At 61.8% G+C, this 19,761-nt stretch carries 15 protein-coding genes; 2 read left to right on the top strand and 13 right to left on the bottom strand.

The annotated features are described in order from the left end of the window. Window positions 1-22: 22 nt before the first annotated feature. A complete protein-coding gene (locus VIO10_RS00740; protein WP_331957979.1) occupies window positions 23-1,108 on the top strand; it encodes a Zn-dependent alcohol dehydrogenase in 1,086 nt (361 codons plus the stop codon). Between the two features lie 66 nt (window positions 1,109-1,174). On the opposite strand, the gene VIO10_RS00735 is transcribed toward VIO10_RS00740, so the two are convergent. Next, window positions 1,175-2,095, bottom strand: coding sequence for an NAD-dependent epimerase/dehydratase family protein (locus VIO10_RS00735; protein WP_331957977.1), 921 nt, complete (start codon window positions 2,093-2,095; stop codon window positions 1,175-1,177). A gap of 123 nt (window positions 2,096-2,218) precedes the next feature. Between VIO10_RS00735 and metH the strand changes: the two genes are divergently transcribed. Beyond that, window positions 2,219-5,746, top strand: coding sequence for a methionine synthase (gene metH, locus VIO10_RS00730; RefSeq protein WP_331957975.1), 3,528 nt, complete (start codon window positions 2,219-2,221; stop codon window positions 5,744-5,746). A gap of 24 nt (window positions 5,747-5,770) precedes the next feature. Here metH and VIO10_RS00725 read toward each other — a convergent pair whose 3' ends face one another. From VIO10_RS00725 to VIO10_RS00670, 12 genes are all read right to left on the bottom strand, one after another. Next, the gene (locus VIO10_RS00725; protein ID WP_331957973.1) at window positions 5,771-6,373 is read right to left on the bottom strand and encodes a secondary thiamine-phosphate synthase enzyme YjbQ; all 603 of its coding nucleotides are present in this window, start codon (window positions 6,371-6,373) and stop codon (window positions 5,771-5,773) included. A gap of 167 nt (window positions 6,374-6,540) precedes the next feature. Further along, the gene (gene gmd / locus VIO10_RS00720) at window positions 6,541-7,557 is read right to left on the bottom strand and encodes a GDP-mannose 4,6-dehydratase (RefSeq protein ID WP_331957971.1); all 1,017 of its coding nucleotides are present in this window, start codon (window positions 7,555-7,557) and stop codon (window positions 6,541-6,543) included. A gap of 143 nt (window positions 7,558-7,700) precedes the next feature. Further along, window positions 7,701-8,063: a cupin domain-containing protein gene (locus VIO10_RS00715; protein WP_331957969.1), complete on the bottom strand. Its 363-nt coding sequence runs from the start codon at window positions 8,061-8,063 to the stop codon at window positions 7,701-7,703. Continuing rightward, window positions 8,060-9,217: a glycosyltransferase family 4 protein gene (locus VIO10_RS00710; RefSeq protein WP_331958050.1), complete on the bottom strand. Its 1,158-nt coding sequence runs from the start codon at window positions 9,215-9,217 to the stop codon at window positions 8,060-8,062. The genes VIO10_RS00715 and VIO10_RS00710 overlap by 4 nt, the downstream gene beginning before the upstream one ends. A gap of 153 nt (window positions 9,218-9,370) precedes the next feature. Then, window positions 9,371-10,405, bottom strand: a complete 1,035-nt coding sequence (locus VIO10_RS00705) for an NAD-dependent epimerase/dehydratase family protein (protein WP_331957967.1) — start codon at window positions 10,403-10,405, stop codon at window positions 9,371-9,373. A 94-nt stretch (window positions 10,406-10,499) separates the two neighbouring features. Then, the gene (locus VIO10_RS00700; RefSeq protein ID WP_331957966.1) at window positions 10,500-12,251 is read right to left on the bottom strand and encodes a carbamoyltransferase family protein; all 1,752 of its coding nucleotides are present in this window, start codon (window positions 12,249-12,251) and stop codon (window positions 10,500-10,502) included. Between the two features lie 46 nt (window positions 12,252-12,297). Beyond that, entirely contained in the window at window positions 12,298-13,767 is a 1,470-nt protein-coding gene (locus VIO10_RS00695) for a hypothetical protein (RefSeq protein ID WP_331957965.1), read from the bottom strand. Then, window positions 13,764-15,020, bottom strand: a complete 1,257-nt coding sequence (locus VIO10_RS00690) for a glycosyltransferase (RefSeq protein ID WP_331957964.1) — start codon at window positions 15,018-15,020, stop codon at window positions 13,764-13,766. The genes VIO10_RS00695 and VIO10_RS00690 overlap by 4 nt, the downstream gene beginning before the upstream one ends. A 2-nt stretch (window positions 15,021-15,022) precedes the next feature. Then, on the bottom strand, window positions 15,023-15,739 hold the full coding sequence (locus tag VIO10_RS00685; protein ID WP_331957963.1) for a class I SAM-dependent methyltransferase: 717 nt from the start codon (window positions 15,737-15,739) through the stop codon (window positions 15,023-15,025). A gap of 52 nt (window positions 15,740-15,791) precedes the next feature. Continuing rightward, window positions 15,792-17,291 carry a hypothetical protein gene (locus tag VIO10_RS00680; RefSeq protein WP_331957962.1) on the bottom strand — a complete coding sequence of 500 codons (1,500 nt, stop codon included), beginning with the start codon at window positions 17,289-17,291 and terminating at the stop codon, window positions 15,792-15,794. Beyond that, window positions 17,260-18,786, bottom strand: a complete 1,527-nt coding sequence (locus VIO10_RS00675) for a hypothetical protein (protein ID WP_331957961.1) — start codon at window positions 18,784-18,786, stop codon at window positions 17,260-17,262. Before VIO10_RS00675 ends, VIO10_RS00680 begins: the two co-directional genes overlap by 32 nt. Then, on the bottom strand, window positions 18,779-19,600 hold the full coding sequence (locus VIO10_RS00670) for a class I SAM-dependent methyltransferase (RefSeq protein WP_331957960.1): 822 nt from the start codon (window positions 19,598-19,600) through the stop codon (window positions 18,779-18,781). Before VIO10_RS00670 ends, VIO10_RS00675 begins: the two co-directional genes overlap by 8 nt. Window positions 19,601-19,761 lie beyond the last annotated feature (161 nt).

Below are 19,761 nucleotides of genomic sequence, written 5' to 3'. Positions count from 1 at the left end.
ACTGAAAAGAGGAGCAATCCAGATGAAAGCTGCTGTCTTCCACGGTCCCGGTCAGCCACTCACGATCGAGCAGGTCGATATCGACGAACCCAAAGCGCGCGAAGTCGTCGTGCGCACGGTCGCCAGCGGCGTATGCCATAGCGATCTTCATTTCGTGGACGGGCTGTACTTTTGGGCGACGCCTGCGATCCTCGGCCACGAGGCCGCCGGCGTCGTCGAGAAAGTCGGCTCGCAGGTCTCGTACCTCAAGCCCGGTGACCACGTGATCGCGTGCCTGTCAGTGTTCTGCGGCTACTGCGAGGAATGCATGTCCGGCCGTCCCAACCTCTGCTCTAACAAGGAGGCCACCCAGCGCGCCGCCAGCGACCCGCCGCGCCTCTCGCAGAACGGCAAGCCGGTCAGTCAGTTCGCCGACCTGTCGGGATACGCCGAAAAGATGCTGGTGCACGAAAATGCGCTGGTGAAGATTTCCAACGATGTGCCGTTCGATCGCGCCGCGCTGATCGGATGCGGCGTGATGACCGGTGTCGGCGCCGCGCTTCACACCGCGAAAGTTGCGCCGGGATCGACCGTCGCCGTGTTCGGCGCGGGCGGAGTCGGCCTCGCGATCATCCAGGGCGCGCGAATCGCGGGCGCGCGAATGATCATCGCGGTGGACAAGTTCCCCACCAAGCTCGAGCTGGCCAAAAAGCTCGGCGCGACTCACGCCATCGATGCGTCAAAGGGCGATGCGGTCAGCCAGATTCGCTCGCTCACCGGCGGCGGTGTCGATTACTCGTTCGAAGCGATCGGGCTCAAGGCGGCCGCCGAGCAGGCTTACGAATCGATCGGCGTCGGCGGCATCGCCACGATTGTCGGGATGGTTCCGCTCGGGCAGAAAGTCGAAGTGGACGGCTTCTCGTTCCTGTTCGAGAAGCGCATCCAGGGATGCTTCATGGGTTCGAACCGCTTCCGCATCGACATGCCGCGCATCATCGAGTTCTATCAGCAAGGGCGGCTCGACCTCGACGACATGATCACGCGCCGCGGCAAACTCGAGGACGTCAACGAGGCGTTCCGCGCGATGAAGGCCGGAGAAGTCGCGCGCACGGTGCTGATGTTCGACTGAACGCGCGCCGTTCAATCGCGCCATGCGCACAGCGCCGGCCGGATTTCCGATCGGCGCTGTGCAATATCACTTCAGCAAATCCGCGATCCCGTCCTCGATCGACACGCGCGGACGCCATCCAAGCACCCGCTCGGCTTGGGTGCGATCCGCCAGCGTATCGCGCATCTCGCCGGCGCGCGCTTCGCGGCGGACTGTCGCTCCGCCGATCATCGCCGCAATCCGATTCACGCTGACGTTCTCGCCGCGCCCGATGTTTATCGCCCGCCCGTCGGCTATTTCGCAGTCCATCGCGAGCAGGTTCGCCGACACCACGTCGCTGACGTGCGTAAAATCCCGCGTCTGTTCGCCGTCGCCGTGAATTTCCAGCGCGCGCCCCTCGCGACGCGCCTTCAGGAACGCCGCGATTGCCAGCACGTAGGATCCCTCGTCTGGCATTCGCGGACCGTACACGCCGAAGTAGCGCAGCGTAATCGTCTGCATCCCGAACAACCGATGAAACATCCGCGCGTACTGCTCGCCGACATGCTTCTGCAGCGCGTACGGATTGAGCGGATTCGGCGTCATCGTCTCGACCAGCGGCATCTTCGCCTGCTCGCCGTACACCGACGACGATCCCGAGTACACGACGCGCCGAACTTTCCGATCGCGCGCCGCGATCAGCACGTTCAGCGTCCCAACCACGTTGGTCATGTGCGTTTCGACCGGCTTCGCGATCGAAAGCGGAATGCGCGGCAGCGCGGCGACGTGGAATACCGTATCGACACCGTCGAAAGCATCGCCGATCGATGACGCGTCGCGGATATCGGCTTCGATGAGCGTGGCCGCGCGGTTCACATACTCGGGCCGGCCGGTGGCGAAGTTGTCGATCACCCGCACTCGCATCCCGGCGGCGACCAGCGCGTCCACCAGATGCGATCCGATAAAGCCCGCGCCGCCCGTCACCAGCACGAGACGTTTCGGCGCCTGCGATTGCGAGTTTGTGCTCATCGAGAGAAGCCGCTTGCCGCCCATTCGCCGCGCGGACGCACGCGCATCGGGCAAAATTGCGTGGTTTGCATCGCTAGGATAACTTAGTTCGTTACCGCCCGCATCTTATGCGGGCATCCAACAATGACCACCGATGCGCACCGGATCAAGCTCCTGAACGAGTTGCTCGCCGAACGAATCCTCGTTCTGGACGGCGCATTCGGCACCTTTGTGCTCGGCGAGAATCTGAGCGCCGCGGATTACGGCGGCGCTCGCTACGAAGGCTGCAACGAAAACGTCGTCCGCACCCGCCCGGAGCTGATTCGCCGGATGCACGACGGGTTTCTCGAAGTGGGCGCCGACATAATCGAGACCGCGAGCTTCCAGGCCAGCTCCATCGTGCTCGCCGAATACGGTCTCGAACACGACGCGCACGAGCTCAACCGCCTCGCTGCGACTCTCGCCCGCGAGCAAGCCGCCCGCTTCAGCACCGCCGACAAGCCGCGCTTCGTGGCGGGTTCGATGGGCCCGACGACCAAGAGCATCTCGGTCACCGGCGGCGTCACGTTCGATCAGATGCGCGACGGATACCAGGTGCAGGCCGAAGGCTTGATCGAGGGCGGCGCCGACATCCTGCTGCTCGAAACCGTCAACGACACGCTCAACTGCAAGGCCGGCTTGGTCGGCATCGAGGCTGCGATCGAAAAACTTGGGCTGGCGCCCGCGGTCGCAGTCTCGGGAACGATCGAGACGATGGGCACTCTGCTCAGCGGGCAGGACATCGAAGCATTCTACACCTCGCTCGCGCATCGCGACCTGCTCTGGATGGGCCTCAACTGCGCCACCGGTCCCGACTTCATGACCGATCACCTGCGCACCCTGTCGGGCATTTCGAAATTCTTTGTCGCGTGCGTGCCCAACGCGGGCTTGCCCGACGAAGAAGGGCATTACAACGAGACGCCTGCGATGCTCGCCGGGAAAGTCGCGCGCTTTGCCGAAAATGGATGGGTCAATCTGGTCGGTGGATGCTGCGGCACGACGCCGGAACATATTCGGCTGCTGGTTCAAGCGGTGGCAGGCAAGCGTCCGCGACAGCGCTCTACCGTCAGGCGCTCGGTGGTTTCTGGAATCGAGACGCTGGTCATCGACAACGACACGCGGCCGGTGATCGTCGGCGAGCGGACCAACGTGCTCGGCAGCCGCAAGTTCAAGCGGCTCGTCGCCGACGGCAAGTTCGAGGAAGCTTCCGAAGTGGGACGCGTGCAGGTGCGCCGCGGCGCGCACATCCTCGATGTATGCCTGCAGGATCCCGATCGCGACGAGATGGCGGATGTCACGCGCTTTCTCGAAATCGAAGTCAAAAAAGTCAAAGTGCCCCTGATGATCGATTCGACCGATCATCGCGTGATCGAAGAGTCGCTCAAGCGCACGCCGGGCAAGTCGCTGATCAATTCGATCAATCTCGAGGACGGCGAGGACCGCTTCAACAAGGTCGTGCCGCTGGCGCGCCGCTTCGGCGCCGCGCTGGTCGTCGGATGCATCGACGACGACAAGCAGCAGGCGCAAGCCGTTACGCGCGATCGCAAGCTGCAGGTGGCGGAGCGATCGTTCAAGCTGCTCACCGAAAAATACGGCGTCGAGCCCGAAGATATCATCTTCGATCCGCTGGTTTTCCCGGTCGGCACCGGCGACAAGAACTACATCGGCTCCGGCGTCGAGACGATCGAAGGCATTGCGCTGATTAAACAGCGGCTTCCGAATTGCAAGACGATCCTCGGCATCTCGAACGTCTCGTTCGGACTTCCGGAGGCGGGCCGCGAAGTATTGAACGCCGTGATGCTCTATCACTGCGTGCAGGCGGGTCTCGACCTCGCGATCGTCAACTCCGAAAAACTTCATCGCTATCCGTCGATTCCCGAACAGGAGCGGAAACTCGCCGAGGATTTGATCTGGTGGCGCGGCGACGATCCGATCGCGGCATTTGCCGCCTATTTCCGCGCGCGCAAAAGCACCGTGGCGGCCGAGGATCGCAAGTCGATGCCGCTCGACGATCGCCTGGCCCGCTACATTCTCGAGGGTTCCAAGGACGGCCTGGCCGAGGACCTCGAGGAGGCGCTGGCCGCCCGCGGACCGCTCGAAATCATCAACGGCCCGTTGATGAAGGGCATGGACGAGGTTGGGCGGCTGTTCAACACCAACCAGATGATTGTCGCCGAAGTCCTGCAATCGGCCGAGGCAATGAAGGCCGCCGTCGCGCACCTCGAACCGCACATGCAGAAGTCCGAAAGCGCGGCCAAGGGCAAGATTATTCTCGCGACGGTCAAGGGCGACGTCCACGATATCGGCAAGAACCTGGTCGAGATCATTCTCAGCAACAACGGCTACCGGGTCGTCAACCTCGGCATCAAGGTGCCCCCCGAGGAACTGATCAAGGCCTTCCGCGAGCACGCACCCGACGCGATCGGTCTGTCGGGCTTGCTCGTGAAGTCGGCGCAGATGATGGTCGCGACGGCGCAGGACTTGAAGACTGCGGGAATCGATTGTCCGATCCTGGTCGGCGGCGCGGCGTTGTCGAACCGGTTCACGCGGATGAAAATCGCGCCCGAGTACGGAGGCCTGGTCGCTTACGCCAACGACGCGATGAACGGACTCGACCTCGCCAATCAGATCATGGACTTCGAACGGCGCGAATCGCTCAAGCGCGTGCTTGCCGAGCAGTCCATGAAGATGCTCGAGACCGCGCCGAAGGTCGCCGACGCGAGCGCGGACGCAGCGCCACGCACTTCATCGGTGCGTCGGGACGTCGAGATCCCGAAACCGCCCGACCTCAAGACTCATACGATCCGCAATTACGATCTCGGCGAGATTTTCGAGTACATCAATCCCAAGAGTCTTTACGCCAAGCATCTCGGCTTTCAGAACTTTGTCGAGGCGTTCGAGGCCGGCGACTCCAAGGCGCGGGAACTTCACGATCGGGTCGAGGAAGTCGCGGAGCAGATTCTTGCGCGCGGGGACATTTCGGCCAGCGCCGTTTACCGGTTTTTCCCCGCGCAATCCGACGGCGAGCGCACGGTCATGATCTATTCGCCCGACGGCAAGACGGTGCTCGAGTCGTTCACTTTTGGCCGCCAGAGCGACGCGCCGCATTTGTGTCTGGCCGACTACGTCGCCGCGCGCGACTCCGGCCGCACCGATTATTTGTGCATGTTTGTCACTACGATCGGCGCCGGGGTGCGTGCGCTCGCGGAGGATTGGAAGAACAAGGGCGACTATCTGCGCTCGCATATCCTGCAGGTGCTCGCGCTCGAGGGCGCCGAGGCGTTTGCCGAGCTGCTGCACGCCAAGATTCGCCAGATGTGGGGAATCGGCGATCCGCCGGGACTCTCGCTGAAGGATCTCGTGCAGGCGCACTATCGCGGCAAGCGCTTCTCGTTCGGTTATCCGGCTTGTCCCCGTCTCGAGGATCAGGCGCCGCTGTTCCGCCTGCTCGAGGTCGAGAAGAATGCGATCGGCGTGCAATTGACCGAGGGTTTCATGATGGACCCCGAAAGCGCCGTCAGCGCAGTCGTCTTCCATCATCCTGAGGCCAGATATTTCAGCCTCTCACCCGCCGATATCGAGCGACTCGAGCGCGAATTCGAAGCCGCCGCCGTCAAGCGCGCCGCCGGCTAGCCATCCATTTGAGCGATTCCGGAATTACTTCGGGTGCGCGCGATGGTGCGTCGCGCCGTTGCGCCCATTGCCGCCGTCAACCGCGTGCAGTTCCACGGCCTCCGCCTTTTCGTGCGGATAATATGCCTCGCATCGGATCATCACCTGGCGCTCGCGGGGTCCATCGAGCTCGACCATGAACACGCGCTGCCAGGTGCCAAGCGCCAGCCGGCCGTCGATCACCGGAATCGTCTCGCTGGTCGAAAGCAGCAGATGCATCAAATGCGAATGCGCGTTGGGGCGTTCGTCGGGAGCTATCGGCGGCTTGCGGCGGCTCATGTCGTTATGGTTGTAACCGCGCTCCGAGGGAATTAGCTCGCGCAGCATCTTCTTGAAGTCCTCGATCAGCAGCTCTTCCGCTTCATTGATCTTGATCGCCGCCGTCGTGTGCCGCGAGAACACAGTCACCGTACCGCTCTCGACCGCGTTCATCGCCAGATGCTCGCTCAGGTAATCCGTGAGGTCGATGAATTGAATCGGCTCGACGGTGGCGATATCCAGAATCGAATCGGAAAGCACCACCGAATGGCGCGAGCGTGACGCGCTCGTCCGAAATATCGTCCGCGCGGGATAAGCTTTTTCTGGCATCTCAGTTCCTTCGATGAGGTACGATCGATGATCGAATGGATGATCGAATGAACGATCGACCATGTATCGTAAGCACCACGCTGCGAGCAGGGCAATTCACATGAAGCGATTTGACCGACTGACCGCGCGGCGGTCAGTCGGTCAGGTTACTTGCGTAACAGGATTTGCTAATGCGCTTTGCCGCGCAGTTCGCGTTCGGCAAGTTCAAGATCCGCTTCGACCATCAATTCGGCGAGCTTCTCGAACTTCACTTTGGGTTCCCAACCGAGTTGGCGCTTCGCCTTTGAAGCGTCTCCGATCAACAGATCGACTTCCGCGGGACGGAAGAATCGCTGATCGATCTCGACGTGATCCTGCCATTTCAATTTCAGGCGATCGAACACGACTTCGAGAAACTCCTGCACCGAATGGGTCTCGCCGGTGGCGATTACGTAATCGTCGGGCTGCTCCTGCTGCAGCATCAGCCACATAGCCTCGACGTAGTCGCCGGCGAATCCCCAGTCGCGGTGCGCCTCCAGGTTTCCGAGTGCGAGCTTCTCCTGGAGGCCCAGTTTGATTCGCGTCGCGCTACGCGTGATCTTGCGCGTGACGAAATTTTCGCCGCGCCTGGGTGACTCGTGGTTGAACAGGATTCCGTTGCAGGCGAACAGCCCGTAGGCTTCGCGATAATTTATCGTCTGCCAGTGCGCGTAGAGCTTGGCGCACGCGTAAGGACTGCGCGGATGAAACGGCGTGGTCTCGCGCTGCGGACTTTCCGCCACCTTGCCGAACATCTCCGACGATCCCGCCTGGTACAGCCGCGCAGCCCGCCCGCGGCGCTTGTTGTGATCGCGCAGCGCCTCGAGCAGCCGCAGCGCCCCCAGCCCGACCACATCGGCCGTGTATTCGGGCTGATCGAATGAGATGCGCACGTGCGATTGCGCGGCGAGATTGTAAACCTCGTCGGGACGCACCTGCTCGATGATTCGCCTAAGCCCGGTGCCGTCGCCGAGGTCGCCATAGTGCAACTGCAAACCCTCGGAATTGGGTCCGAAGCCCTTGCGCAGATGATCGATCCGTCCCGTGGCGAAACTCGAAGTGCGCCGCACCATCCCATGCACTTCGCAACCCTTTTTCAAAAGAAACTCGGCGAGGTAGGAACCATCCTGTCCGGTCACGCCGGTAATCAATGCTACTTTCCCCATCTTGAGGCCGCGCCGCGCGGCGCCCAGCAATATACCACTTCCGCCAGTGCGCAAAAACCAGCCCGCGGCCGGAAACAAAAAAGGCGCGGCGTTTTTCGCCGCGCCTGAGCAGGCGCTTCGATCGATTTGCGCCGGTCCCGGATTCAGTCGCCGCGCACCAGCCGATGCGAATCGCTGTCAAAGTGCTGGGTGGAAAATTCAAACAGCTCGGCATCCTCGATCGCTTCCATCTGATGGACCAATCCGATCGGCACGTCCATGCATTCGCCCGCGCTCAATTCAAACTCCTCGATCGTGGCGCTTTCCGGCGACTCCTTGATTCGCACGATCAATCTGCCGCTGCGCAGGTAGAACGATTCGGTCTTGAGTTTGTGGTAGTGCAGCGAGCACTTCTTGCCCTTGCGAATTTCGAGAATTTTCCCGCAGTAGAGATCGCCGTTTGCAATCCATACCTCGCGTCCCCATCCCTTGGGCACAATCCGGATCGGCTTTCGCGCTCGATTCATTTTTTCTCCCGCTGGTTCTCCATCGCGACGCTGGCCAGAACCGCGCCGAACTGGCTGGTAACTTTGATCCGATCGAACCGCAGCTCTGCCAGACGGCGCGCCCGCATCCCCATCTGCTTGAGGCGCTGCGGCGCATCAACCGCCTCGCGGATCGCGCCGATGAGAGCCGCGACGTCGCCCGGCCGCACGACAAAGCCGACCGCGTTTTCGCGCGCGATTTGTGCGACCTCCGCGCGCTCCTCCATCATTGCGATGAACGGCCGGCCCGCCGCCAGGATTCCGTAAATCTTGCTCGGCACCAGGCATCCCGCCGCACCCGGCGCGAGCGGAATGAGATGGAGATCGGCGGCAGTCAGCGACTCGGCCAGATTCTCCAGCGGCTGATAGGGCAGGAAGATCACGTTGGGCAATCCCATCGCGCGCGCCCGCTCCTCGAGCCACTGTTTGCGCGCGCCTTCGCCGATCATTGCGAACAGAATGCGCTCGTCATCGCGCAGCCGGTCGGCGGCCTCGAGCACGGTCTCTAGTTGCTGCGAAAGTCCGATGTTGCCCGAATACATCACGACAAACTTTCCCCCGAAGCTGCGGCGCAGCGGATTGCTCTCGAGCGGACGGATGCGTCCGCAATCCACCCAATCCGGAACCACCACCACCTTGTCGGCCGGGACGCCCTTGTTGACGATTCGATCTGCCATATCATGGCCGAGCGTCACGATCAGGTCGGCGCGCCGGTAGGCGTAGTCGTTGGCGCGGCGCAACAACCCGAGCAGGAACGGGTTGCGCACACCGCCGGTAACTTCCGCGATATCGGGATAAAGATCCCGCACATTGTAAATCAGCCTGCATCCCCAGCGCCGTTTCAGCACCGCCGCCAGCGCGCCGAGCAGCGGAGGATCGGTCTCGGCGACTATTACATCGGGGCGCGGCAGCCGCAATGCCACTATTGCCGCCAATAGGTAGTAGGTACCCAGATTGACTAATCGGCCGGCCAGGTTCGACTTTGAAAATCCCGTCCCCCAGGTGCGAGCGATCGAAACCTTGCCGCGTTGTTCATGCGACCACAAACGAAAGCCCGCAAAACCGCTGCGACGCGACGGCCCCGCCACGATTGCAACCTCGTGGTCGCGCGAAAGATCGTCGCAAAGTTCGGCCAGGAATTGACCGGTAGCCTCGCGGTCAGGCCAGAACGAACGGTTTAAGAATAGTACTCGCGTTTGACTAACCGGAATTGAACGGTTCCGGAAATCGCGCGCCGGCTCTGCTGGCGCCGGCGAAAAAACACTTTGCCTTTCGCGCCTGTCATAGGACTACGATGCGGAGCCGCGGCGCACTGCGCTCGATGGATTCTCCAGCGTCCCGGATGACCCGGACGCGATCCGACGATCGGCCGCGCGCACCTGCTGGTCGATCCAGAGATAGGTGCGCCTGAGACCTTCTTCCAGGGTTATCTCGGGCTCCCAATGAAGGACTTCGCGCAGCCGCGTGTTGTCAGAATTGCGGCCGCGCACGCCTTGCGGGCCTGCTACGTGCTTCTTGGTTATGCTAACCCCCGCCGCCGCGGCGACGATATCGGCGAGTTGGTTAATAGTCACGAGTCGATCCTGGCCAAGGTTGAGCGGCTCCCGGTAATCCGAGCGCATCAACCGGTAGATGCCTTCCAGGCAATCGTCGATGTAACAGAACGAGCGCGTCTGCTCGCCGTCGCCCCAGATCTCGATCTCGGATTGGCCGTTAAGCCTGGCGAGCGACACCTTGCGGCACAACGCGGCTGGCGCCTTCTCGCGGCCGCCGTCCCAGGTGCCCAGCGGGCCAAAGATGTTATGGAAGCGCACGATGCGCGTCTCAAGCCCGTAATCTTCCCGGTAATGAATGCATAGGTGCTCGGTTACCAGCTTCTCCCAACCGTAGGCGTCCTGCGGCTGCGCCGGGTAGGCGTCTTCTTCCTTGAGCGGTGTGACATTGGGATCGGTCTGCCTATACTCCGGGTAAACGCAGGCCGACGAAGTGTAAAGGTAGCGTTTCGCGCCGTTCTCGCGCGCCGCGTCAATCGTGTGAATGTTAATCAACGAATTGTTGCGCAGAATCTCGGCATGATGCGCCGAAATGAAACCCATTCCTCCCATATCGGCGGCCAGAGCATACACCTCGTCGATTCCATCGGTCGCCTTCAGGCAGTTTTCCCACCGGCGCAGATCTAACAACGCAAAGTCGTCGGCCGCGCTCGGCTCATATTCGGGGTATTTCAGATCCGCGCCGCGCACCCATTCGCCCTTTTTCTTGAGATAACTCACCAGATGGTGGCCGATGAAACCACCGGCGCCCGTGACCAGGACTCTCTTCATGAACGGCTCCTATGCTGGGTGTGCAAGATTAATCCAGCCTCATGACTTGCAGTTATAGGTATGATGATACGCATCTTCCGGCCCGCGACGATAGCTAGTTTCCGCCGCCGCGGCGAACGGTGAACTGTCCCATTACCAGCAGGTCCATTTTCGTTCTGAGAAAACAATCGAGCGCCTGTTCAGGGCGGCACACCACCGGTTCGTTTTCGTTAAACGAGGTGTTGAGCAGCACCGGTACTCCAGTCTGACGGCCGAACTCGCGGATCAGCTTGTGGTATAGCGGGTTCTGCCGCGCATTCACCGTCTGCAGCCTTCCCGTTCCGTCCACGTGGGTCGTGGCCGGAATTACCGCGCGCTTCTCGGGCCGCACTGAGTATGCCATCAGCATGAATGGTGACGGATAGGACTGCGTGAAGTAGTCAGCGGCGGCTTCCTCCAGAATCGAAGGCGCAAAGGGCCGAAACATTTCGCGGCGCTTGATTTTCGAATTCAGGATGTCGCGCATCCCGGCCCGGCGCGGGTCGGCCAGGATACTGCGATTGCCCAGCGCCCGCGGCCCCCACTCCATCCGCCCCTGGAACCATCCCACGACCTGCCCGTCCGCGATCGTCGCGGCGGTCATGCGGCAGAGTTCGTCTTCATCTTCGATCTTGCTAATCACGCAACCCTGACTGGCTATTTCAGATTCGCGCGAACTGAGTAATCCCGCGATCTCATCGGCGCGGAATTGGGGCCCCCAATTGGCATGCTCCATCACAAACTCGCGCGGCCGCGATGCGCTCGAATGCCATTGGTCAAAAGCCGCGCCTATCGCCAGGCCCGCATCACCCGCCGCCGACTGTATATAGATGTCCTCGAAGCCCGTCTGCTTCAGGATTTTGCCGTTGACGACGCAGTTGTAGGCGACGCCGCCCGCAAGGCAGAGCTTTTTCAGTCCGGTCGCGCGCTGCAGAACTCGCAGCCGATCGATTATCACTTCCTCGAGCCGCCGCTGCATCGACGCCGCGATCGCGATATGGCGTTTGTCCACCGGCTCGGCCGGATCGCGCACCGGGCCCAGCCGGGTCACCAGGAAGTCCGAGTACAGTCTTCCGATCGTGGGCTCGCCTGCGCGCCACGTCATCTCACCGCCCGACCTCTGATGGGTGAAATATTCCGGCGCGAGCATGAAATCCATGCGTCCGCCGTCGGGCGCGATCACGATCTTGCGGAACTCCTCGAGCATCTCCGGCTCCCCGTACGACGCCAGCCCCATCACCTTGTATTCGTCGCCGTATTTCGGAAACCCCAGGTACTGCGTCAGCGCGGTGTAGAAGATTCCCAGCGAATGCGGAAATGTCACCACGCCCATCGGCGAAATCGTGCCGCCGCGCCCCACGCCCCACATCGCGCTGGCGAAGTCGCCCAACCCGTCGATCGACAGCAGCGCCGCTTGGTCGAACGGAGAGACCAGGAACGAACTCGCCAGATGCGCGCGATGATGCTCGACGCGGCGCACCGGAATCGAACTCCCGCCGACGCCCAGCGCGCGCGCCGCTTCCGCGCCGATCGACGCAAAGCGCGATTGCGCGCTCAACCTGTCCCGCGCAACGGACGGCATCTTCAGCGCGTGCCACGCCTTGCGCATGATTCGCGCCCACGGATCGCGCGCGACGGCGAGGATGTCGATGTCGCGCGGCGATGCGCCCGCGGCAGAGACCACGTACTTCAAGGCCTCGACCGGAAAGCCGGCGGCGTGCTTGATGCGATTGAAGCGCTCCTCTTCCGCGGCTGCGACCAGCATCCCGTCAACGATTGCGGCGGCGCTCGCGTCGCCGTGATATGCGTTGATTCCTACGATTAACATTGATGACCCGAACTGATTGTTACCTTACATTTCCAAATTGCTGCGCCTACGTCGCCGTGCGGAAACCGATGAAATAAGCCGGCGCGTGGGCGTGGGCGGCGCGGGGCCACGCGATCCAGAGATCGCGATTCCATGCCCATGAGCGCGCACGGACCAGTTCGGTCGTCCTCCCGCGCGTCCAATCCGGCGGCGGCTGCGCGCCGGGCGCGCCCATCCAGACCAGGTATGAATCGGCGGCGGACGCGACATTGGGATCGTCGGGAGCCACCTGGCGCAGCCGGACGTTTCGGTACACGGGCGCGAGTTCCTTGAGCACCTCGCCGGCGCCCACGATTTGTCCTCCGGCCGGAACCGCGCGCGCGATGGCCGTCTGCACCGCAGCGTTGGCGCGCAGGAAGTCCTCGTGGAGCGCGGCTATCACCCCGAAGCATGCCACGAAGGTGGCGAGCGCCGCGCACCGGCGCGCGTTGGTCCAGGCGAATCCCCGCAGCCCGAGCCGCTGATCGAGCCATCGCGCCGCCGGCACGCACGCGATTACCGATGCCGGCAGGATAAAGCGCTGCCCGGGTACCGCACCCGCGAGCATCGCCGCCGCCGGCGTGAGTCCGCTGGTAAGGCCGTCGCGATAACCATAGAGCGACGCCGCCAGCACTATGGCAGCCACCACGGCGGGCGTTTGCCAACCTCGCGACCATCGCGGCGAAAGCGCCGCAAGTCCGGCCACCGGGAAAATCGCGATCGATGCGACGTAGAACGGAAAGAATGATGCGAAGTGCTCGCCGGTAAACCAGAAGGCCTCGCCGTTGATCGCGTAGCCTCCGCGCAGCGCCGACGCCGTGGTGGCATAGTTATATGCTCCGAGCGCAATGATCGCCGGCGCGGCGCCCGCCGCGAGCGCCATCGCGTCGGACCATCGCCGGGCGCGCGGCCGCGACAGCCACCACGCTCCCGCCGACGCGATCGCAAATAGCGCCATCCCCTCATGCAGCAGGACCGCGGCGCCAAGCGCGAGCGCTCCCCAAACGCGGCGCGGGCGCTCGCGCCACAGCAGAGCGACTCCGACTGCGCCCATCGCCGCGCTCGGAACGGCGGCCATCAGCGTGGCGGAGTAGTAGAGCATCCCGGGCAGCAGGAAATACAGGATGCACCAGTCGGTCGCGAGCCCCGCGTCGCGGAGCATCGCTCGCACCGCAAACGCGCCCACGATGAAAAATGCCGCGCTCACCAGGAAGCCGAGCCGCCAGTCGCTCGCGACCGCCGGCGCCAGCAGCATCGCGTGAAACGGCGAGTACTTGACGATGCGGTGGCCGGCGACCACGAGTTCCATCGACGGGTTCCAGGTGAGCAGTCCGGCGCGGTCGGGATAAACCGTGCCGTGCGCAATGCTATAGGCGAGCGAGAGGATCTCGCACTCGTCGGCGATTGCGAACGAGGCGGGATACTCGAGCAGAAAGATGGCGCAGAACGCAGCCACCAGCGCAATGAATAACCACTCGCGCCGCGCGAACGTTGTCATCGTCCCGGCGGCGGCAGGCCATCCGCGCAACCTCGCGGAGAGCTATCTCGACTTGCCACCGATGCGCGGCGGCGCGCATCGCGATGGCCGGGCCGAGCCAGCAGGTCTTTGTAGAGCGCCAGCATTTCCAGCGCGCATCGGTCCCACGAAAAGCTTGCCGCCATCCAACGCCGCCCGCGCTCGCCCATCTCGGCGACGGGCATCGAGCTTACCGTGGAGATTGCGTCCGCCAGGCTCGCGGGATCGTTGCCGACCCACAGCCCGCAGCCTGCCCGCTCGACTTCTTTCCACGGAGTACCGGTACTCGCGATCACGGCGGCGCCGTGCGCAAGCGCTTCGGCTACGACTATTGCGAAATTCTCTGTGAACGACGGCGCCACGACGACGTCGGTCCCCTCGAACATCCGCTGTTTTTTCTCGCCGCGAAGGTCGCCGAGAAGTGCGACCTCGTGGGACAGATCGAGGCGATCGATCTCGCGGCGAAGTTTCGCCTCGTAGTCGCTCGAGCCCGAACCCGCGATCGCGAGCGAGAAAACCGGCCCGCCCCGCTCTTTCAGGATGCGACAGGCGGCGAGCAGATTCTCAATTCCTTTCTTGGGATCGAGGCGGCCGACAAATCCGAGCCGCAGCCCAGCGCCGCGTGGCTCGCGCTGAAGCGATTGCGGAATCTCGACTCCGTTAGGAATTAGTCCGATGGTGGCGCGCGGAAACCGTGCGCGAGTTTCCTCGACCTCGCTCTCCGAGGTCAGGTGAAGCACCAAGGCGCGCGGCGCAACCAGGCTGCACACCTTCTCCCACAACGACTTGAACTGGATTCGCCGCGACCCGCTCCAGCGCTGCAGCGCGCCGTGCGGAGTCCACACCACCGGCCGTTCCAGCATCCGCGCCACGAGTAAGGCTGGAATTGTCGGAAACGAGTACGCCGCGTGCAGATGAACCACGTCGGCCCAGCGCACCTGTTCGACGAGCGCGTCGACAAGCTCGAGCGATACCGACTGACGCGCGACTCGCGCGCAGTAGCGAACTTCGAATCCCTGGCCGTGCGTGTACGGCGCCTTCGCCGCCGAGTCCAGCTTCTTTCCCGATCCGTTCGCGTCCGTAGTCAGCACCCGAACCGCCGCTCCCGCGCGCGCCAGATGGCGGGCGAACTGATAGGCAGACTCGACCAGTCCGCCGTAAGCCCACGCTGGTGCGAAGAACGGACTTACGTGCAGGACGCGGATCGGGCCGGCGTCTTCGTCTGAAGAAATCACCCCTACGATCCTGATTTGATGCCGAGTAGCGCGACATGCGATGCGGTCCGATATGGATTCACGCCCGCTGCCGTCGTGTTCAATAGATGGACGGACGCGCAGGCGCGCCGGACCTGCGCGTAATCGTTGAATACAGAATAGGAGTATGAAAGACCGTCCCCTTCCGAGAGGCGATAGCCCTTACCCCGCGACTTGATGAAATCGAGCAACGGCCATAGTCCGAGGAAGTTCGCGATCTGTTTGACAGCGCGCGCCGGTGCCGAGCCCTGGCCGAAGTTGTTTGCGTCCGAGATGAAGACCGCTCGCCTGGATACCCGCAGCATCTCGCCGACTGCAAGCGAGGGCTTCGGAATGTGATGCAATGCGCCGAAGGCGCACACCAGGTCGAAGTCACCGTCGGGATATTTGAGCGCCTGCGCGTCGCCATCCACTATCTCATGCGGCGCCAGGCCCTTCGCTTGCGCCGCGGCCCGTAGTTCAGGTGACGGCTCTATCCCGCAGATTCGAATCCCGGGCATCTCTTTCTTGAGCATTATCAGCTCACGCCCGGTTCCAGAGCCAATGTCCAGCACTGAGCGGCACTCCAAGTAACGGATCATCGACACCATGAACCACAGCGCGAACGTATGCTCACCATCCGAGTGCACGTGCCGGTCGTCATATTGCGACGCGGTGCGCCGGTAATATTCGCGTTGAATTGTGACTGGATCAGCCGTCATCTATTCGCTTCCCCTCGCAACTGCGCCTTGCGCGACGGCAAGCGCGAACAGGCTACCTGCACAGGTCGTTGTTATCTCCGCGCCCCGAATAATTGAAGATCCCTGCTTCAAAAATAGGGGCCGCCTCTCCCCGCTCTATATAGAGATAATACGGCAGGCGAATGACACTGGCGTGGTCCGGAACGAAGCGCTCCCAGCCGCTACGGTGTTGGCCGCCCCAGCTTTGCTGGAAGTAAGGCTCGTATATCGAACAGAGGTCCTTGCGCGATGGCGCTTGCGCGAGGCGATCGTAGGTTTGGGCCAAGCGGTCACACACTTGTCCCACGGCATGATCGACGTAAACGCACTGAATAGCTAGCACGGCGCCAATCACACAGATGGCTGCGAGGCGGGCAGACTCTCGCGCGGGAGTCCAATTTCCAGCCAGCCATGCAAGGACCAGCCATGCAGCCGGGTAGGTCAGGCGTTCCGCGCCGAACACGCCGGCGATCGCATAGCCTCCTGCGACGTATCCGATCAGGCACAAGAGGGCTGCGAGCAGGGGCGCGGCATCATCACGAGTACCCCTGAACCACATCACCGCGCACACGCAAAAGAGAGTAAAGATGCCGCCATCGCTGATCAAGTTGCACATAGCCGCTAGGTGCATCAACTTCGAGTGCGGACTGAGCCACGGCGCAAACGCGTGAAACAGCGAGAACGCATCGATGAAGTTGCTGGCGAGGTGGCGGGCCGTCCAGGGCACCAAAAACGTCTGAGTGCCCAAGTCATGAGACGTCGCCCGGCCCAGCACATACCATGCGAGGATCGGCACCGAGGCCAGCGCCGGCAGCAGGAGTCGGCGCGCCTTGACCGGGCTTGGATGTGCAAGAACTATCGCGATACAAACAGCGCCGCATGCCAGGTAGACGATCAAATGCGCCACAAAAATCGCCAGAAGACCCACGAGCACGACCAGCGGGTTAATTCGACCGGGCGAGTCCGCGCGCCGCAGCAGATATCCCGCCAGAAAGAAGAACCCCGTCAAGGCGAGATAATAATCAATCTCGCCGGTGAAGAACCAAGTGTCGAAGATGAACAGCAGCGGCACATACAGAAGCGGGTGCCGCTCGGAGGCCCCACACGCTTTCAGAAGGTAGGTGCTGCCAATCGCGAATGCGCAGACCGCGCTTGACAACACCAGCTTTGCCGAGGTCTCTGCACCGAAGCCGTAGTCGAGAAGAGCGGTGGCTATTGTGACTGCGGCGTGCGTTGGAGGATACGATCTGAAGTGATACAGCGGATGGGCGGCACCGCGCAGGATGCCCGAAAGTATCCACCCCTGGTATACCCAGTCGGGATAGTCCGACATCGGGATGAACCGGTTTGACCAGATGAACCAAAGCGCGTTGGCGAGCGTTAGCGCCAGCGTCGCGCGGAACACGATCGCCGGCCCGCGATCAGGCGGCGGCTGCACAAGGCGCAGCTCGTCATATTGCGACGCGGTGCGCCGGTAATATTCGCGTTGAATTGTGACTGGATCAGATACGGCGGACTCCTTTTTCGAAGCCAAGCTGCCCCAGCGCCATCGCGTCAACCTCTGCGAGTTGGATGAGCAGGTGAATCAGCGCGATGAAGATGATGGCCCATGGGATCCCTCCGAAAACCATCGACGCGGCGGAGCCGATATCAAGCAACTTCGACAAAACGTAAACGCCGCCAACCAGAGCGCCGAGCCCCATTGCGGGATGAACGTACATCTCGATCAGCAGCCGGTAGATTAACCCGAATATGAACATCCCCGCGATCACTCCGGCGAGTCCAAAGTTCCCGTACAACTCGACTAGCTGCGGAAGATTGATCGAAGTGTCAGTATTCCCGGCGGAGATGAAGGCGTAGCGATGGCCAAAAGTTTGTCCGGTCAACTCTTCCGGTTTATCGGGCCAGACCGCGCGCGGAATCAGCTTGAACAGGATCGGATAGTAAGACTCGCCCCCCCAAAAAGGCACCATTGCGGGCGAGTCCGCGATCACTTCGCCGAACGTTGTGAATTGCGCCAGGCGCAGGCTTCCGAATTCGATCAGCACTTGCGGCTCCACCGCCCCTCCGATCGTGATGCGGTAAAGAATATCTCCATACAGGCGGGCTTTCTCGATCTCGCCCGCATCCGAATGTCTTCCGCCCCACGTCTCCGCGCGATACGGTACCTCCGCGGGCCGGATGATGAACACCGCCACAACAGTGCCCAGCAGTACCGTCTTCCATGGGATCGATCGGCGCACGGAAGCGAAAATCATTGCGACGGCGACGCCGACCATCAGCGGTCCCCCGGCCGAGCCGCTGCCCAGGCCGATTGCGATTCTGGCCGGAATCAGAAACCCCCAGACGAACACCGATGTGATCCGATCCAGTCTTCCCGCCAACTGAAGCGCGACCAGCGTGCAGATTCCAACCATCGATAAGTCAGCCGCGAATACGCCGATCTGGGCCAGACTCTCGGGCAGAAACCTGGCGGCCGAGGAGGCCATGAACAATCCCCCGACTCCCAGCATCAGCGCGACCATCCGCACTACTCGCTCGTCGCGCCATTGCAAGTTGAATCGCGGTAGTATCGGTGCGAATAGCCATCTCGCCGGTCCATAGTATCCGGCAAACATGCAATACAGACCCAGTAGTGAGTATCCGAGCGCCAGTGTGATGAAATGGTCGGCAACAGGCGGGTGGAACAGTCCGGTAACATATCGGTGCAACAGGAAAACCGGCAGCGCGTAGTAATAGGTGAACATCAGCGTCAGGAATGGCATGAACGGAATCATTCGATCCGCGCCTGACATCCATAGCCAGACCGGAAGCGCAAGCGAGGCCAGTATCGCGGACGCGAATACTCGCTCGAGGATCGTCGGCGAAGCAGGAGCGTAGAGGTTCAGAGCGATCAACGCGATTGCGAACGCCGCCAGCAGCTTCAGCGCCTTGCCCAGGCTGGCGGAGCCCGGCCTCGGCGCGCTGATTCGCGCATACCACTCGCCATCCGGCGGATGCGGCGGCGCGGATTCGAACCGTTCAGCCATTCGATTCGACTTCATCCTGCTTTCGCGCCAGCGTTGCGAGTCCTATTCCTTCCGAAAGCGCGAAAGACGCCAAGCCGTCGAAGACAGGAATCATCGACTTCAAAAGAGGAAACGCTTGCCGCCTCGAAAATGCTTCGGCCACGCCGGACCGCACACTTGGATACCAAAAGAGATTTTCCGGCTGGAAATAGCGATGGCGAAGCGGATAGCTGGAGCAGAATACCACTTCATAGCCTGAAAGCCGCAACAGCCGGTTCATGCCAGACTGGCTGAAACCCCAGAGATGCTCGCCGATCTTGAGGGAATTGTAGAAATTCATTCGCGCGAATCGTTTTCGGAGTCGATTCTTGATTCGAAGAAACGCCGCGTTGTTGTTCGGACATTCGAGGTAAAGATACCCCCTGGGCGTCATTACCTTTAAGATCGAACGGACAAAACTGGCAGGATCGATGAGGTGTTCGATCAACTGCGAAGCCTTGACGAAGTCGACCGGCTCCGTTCCCTCGATAGCCTCGGCGATATCGCCGCATCGGAGCTGCACACTGAGACCTCTGGACTGAGCCCGTTGAGTAACTTCCCGAACGTTGCTCGGATCCAAATCAAAGCCAACAGCCTCCATACCCAGTTGAGCCGCGGCCAGCAGACTCGCTCCGTTGCCGAATCCCACTTCCATGTATCGCAACGGCTTTCGTCCTGGAGCAAGAGGCAGATGACTTAGCAACACTTCGAGCAATTCAACGGATCGCCCGATGAGAAGCGGCATTTGCTCTTCGGCGGTTCGAGTATTGTGGTAGTCGGAATAGAATTCCTTCAAAAGCCTGCTTGTAGGATGAGGCAGGATTGTCTCGACGCAGCATGCCTTACAACGCACAACATAATATGAGTCTTCTTCAAAGCGATGAGCTAGTTGAAGGGCCCGCGGACTCAGGCAGATTGGACAATCGCTCTCTACTGACAATTGCGACATAGGTTATT

The organism is Candidatus Binatus sp. (genome assembly GCF_036567905.1).
GTDB lineage: Bacteria > Desulfobacterota > Binatia > Binatales > Binataceae > Binatus.
The sequence above is the reverse complement of the archived record's forward strand: the minus strand, read 5'-3'. Positions and strand labels throughout refer to the sequence as shown.

Excerpts from the sequence above, each read along its gene's own strand:
- VIO10_RS00740 (WP_331957979.1), top strand. The coding sequence starts at position 23 with ATGAAAGCTGCTGTCTTCCACGGTCCCGGTCAGCCACTCACGATCGAG.
- VIO10_RS00735 (WP_331957977.1), bottom strand. The coding sequence starts at position 2,095 with ATGAGCACAAACTCGCAATCGCAGGCGCCGAAACGTCTCGTGCTGGTG.
- metH (WP_331957975.1), top strand. The coding sequence starts at position 2,219 with ATGACCACCGATGCGCACCGGATCAAGCTCCTGAACGAGTTGCTCGCC.
- VIO10_RS00725 (WP_331957973.1), bottom strand. The coding sequence starts at position 6,373 with ATGCCAGAAAAAGCTTATCCCGCGCGGACGATATTTCGGACGAGCGCG.
- gmd (WP_331957971.1), bottom strand. The coding sequence starts at position 7,557 with ATGGGGAAAGTAGCATTGATTACCGGCGTGACCGGACAGGATGGTTCC.
- VIO10_RS00715 (WP_331957969.1), bottom strand. The coding sequence starts at position 8,063 with ATGAATCGAGCGCGAAAGCCGATCCGGATTGTGCCCAAGGGATGGGGA.
- VIO10_RS00705 (WP_331957967.1), bottom strand. The coding sequence starts at position 10,405 with ATGAAGAGAGTCCTGGTCACGGGCGCCGGTGGTTTCATCGGCCACCAT.
- VIO10_RS00700 (WP_331957966.1), bottom strand. The coding sequence starts at position 12,251 with ATGTTAATCGTAGGAATCAACGCATATCACGGCGACGCGAGCGCCGCC.
- VIO10_RS00695 (WP_331957965.1), bottom strand. The coding sequence starts at position 13,767 with ATGACAACGTTCGCGCGGCGCGAGTGGTTATTCATTGCGCTGGTGGCT.
- VIO10_RS00685 (WP_331957963.1), bottom strand. The coding sequence starts at position 15,739 with ATGACGGCTGATCCAGTCACAATTCAACGCGAATATTACCGGCGCACC.
- VIO10_RS00675 (WP_331957961.1), bottom strand. The coding sequence starts at position 18,786 with ATGGCTGAACGGTTCGAATCCGCGCCGCCGCATCCGCCGGATGGCGAG.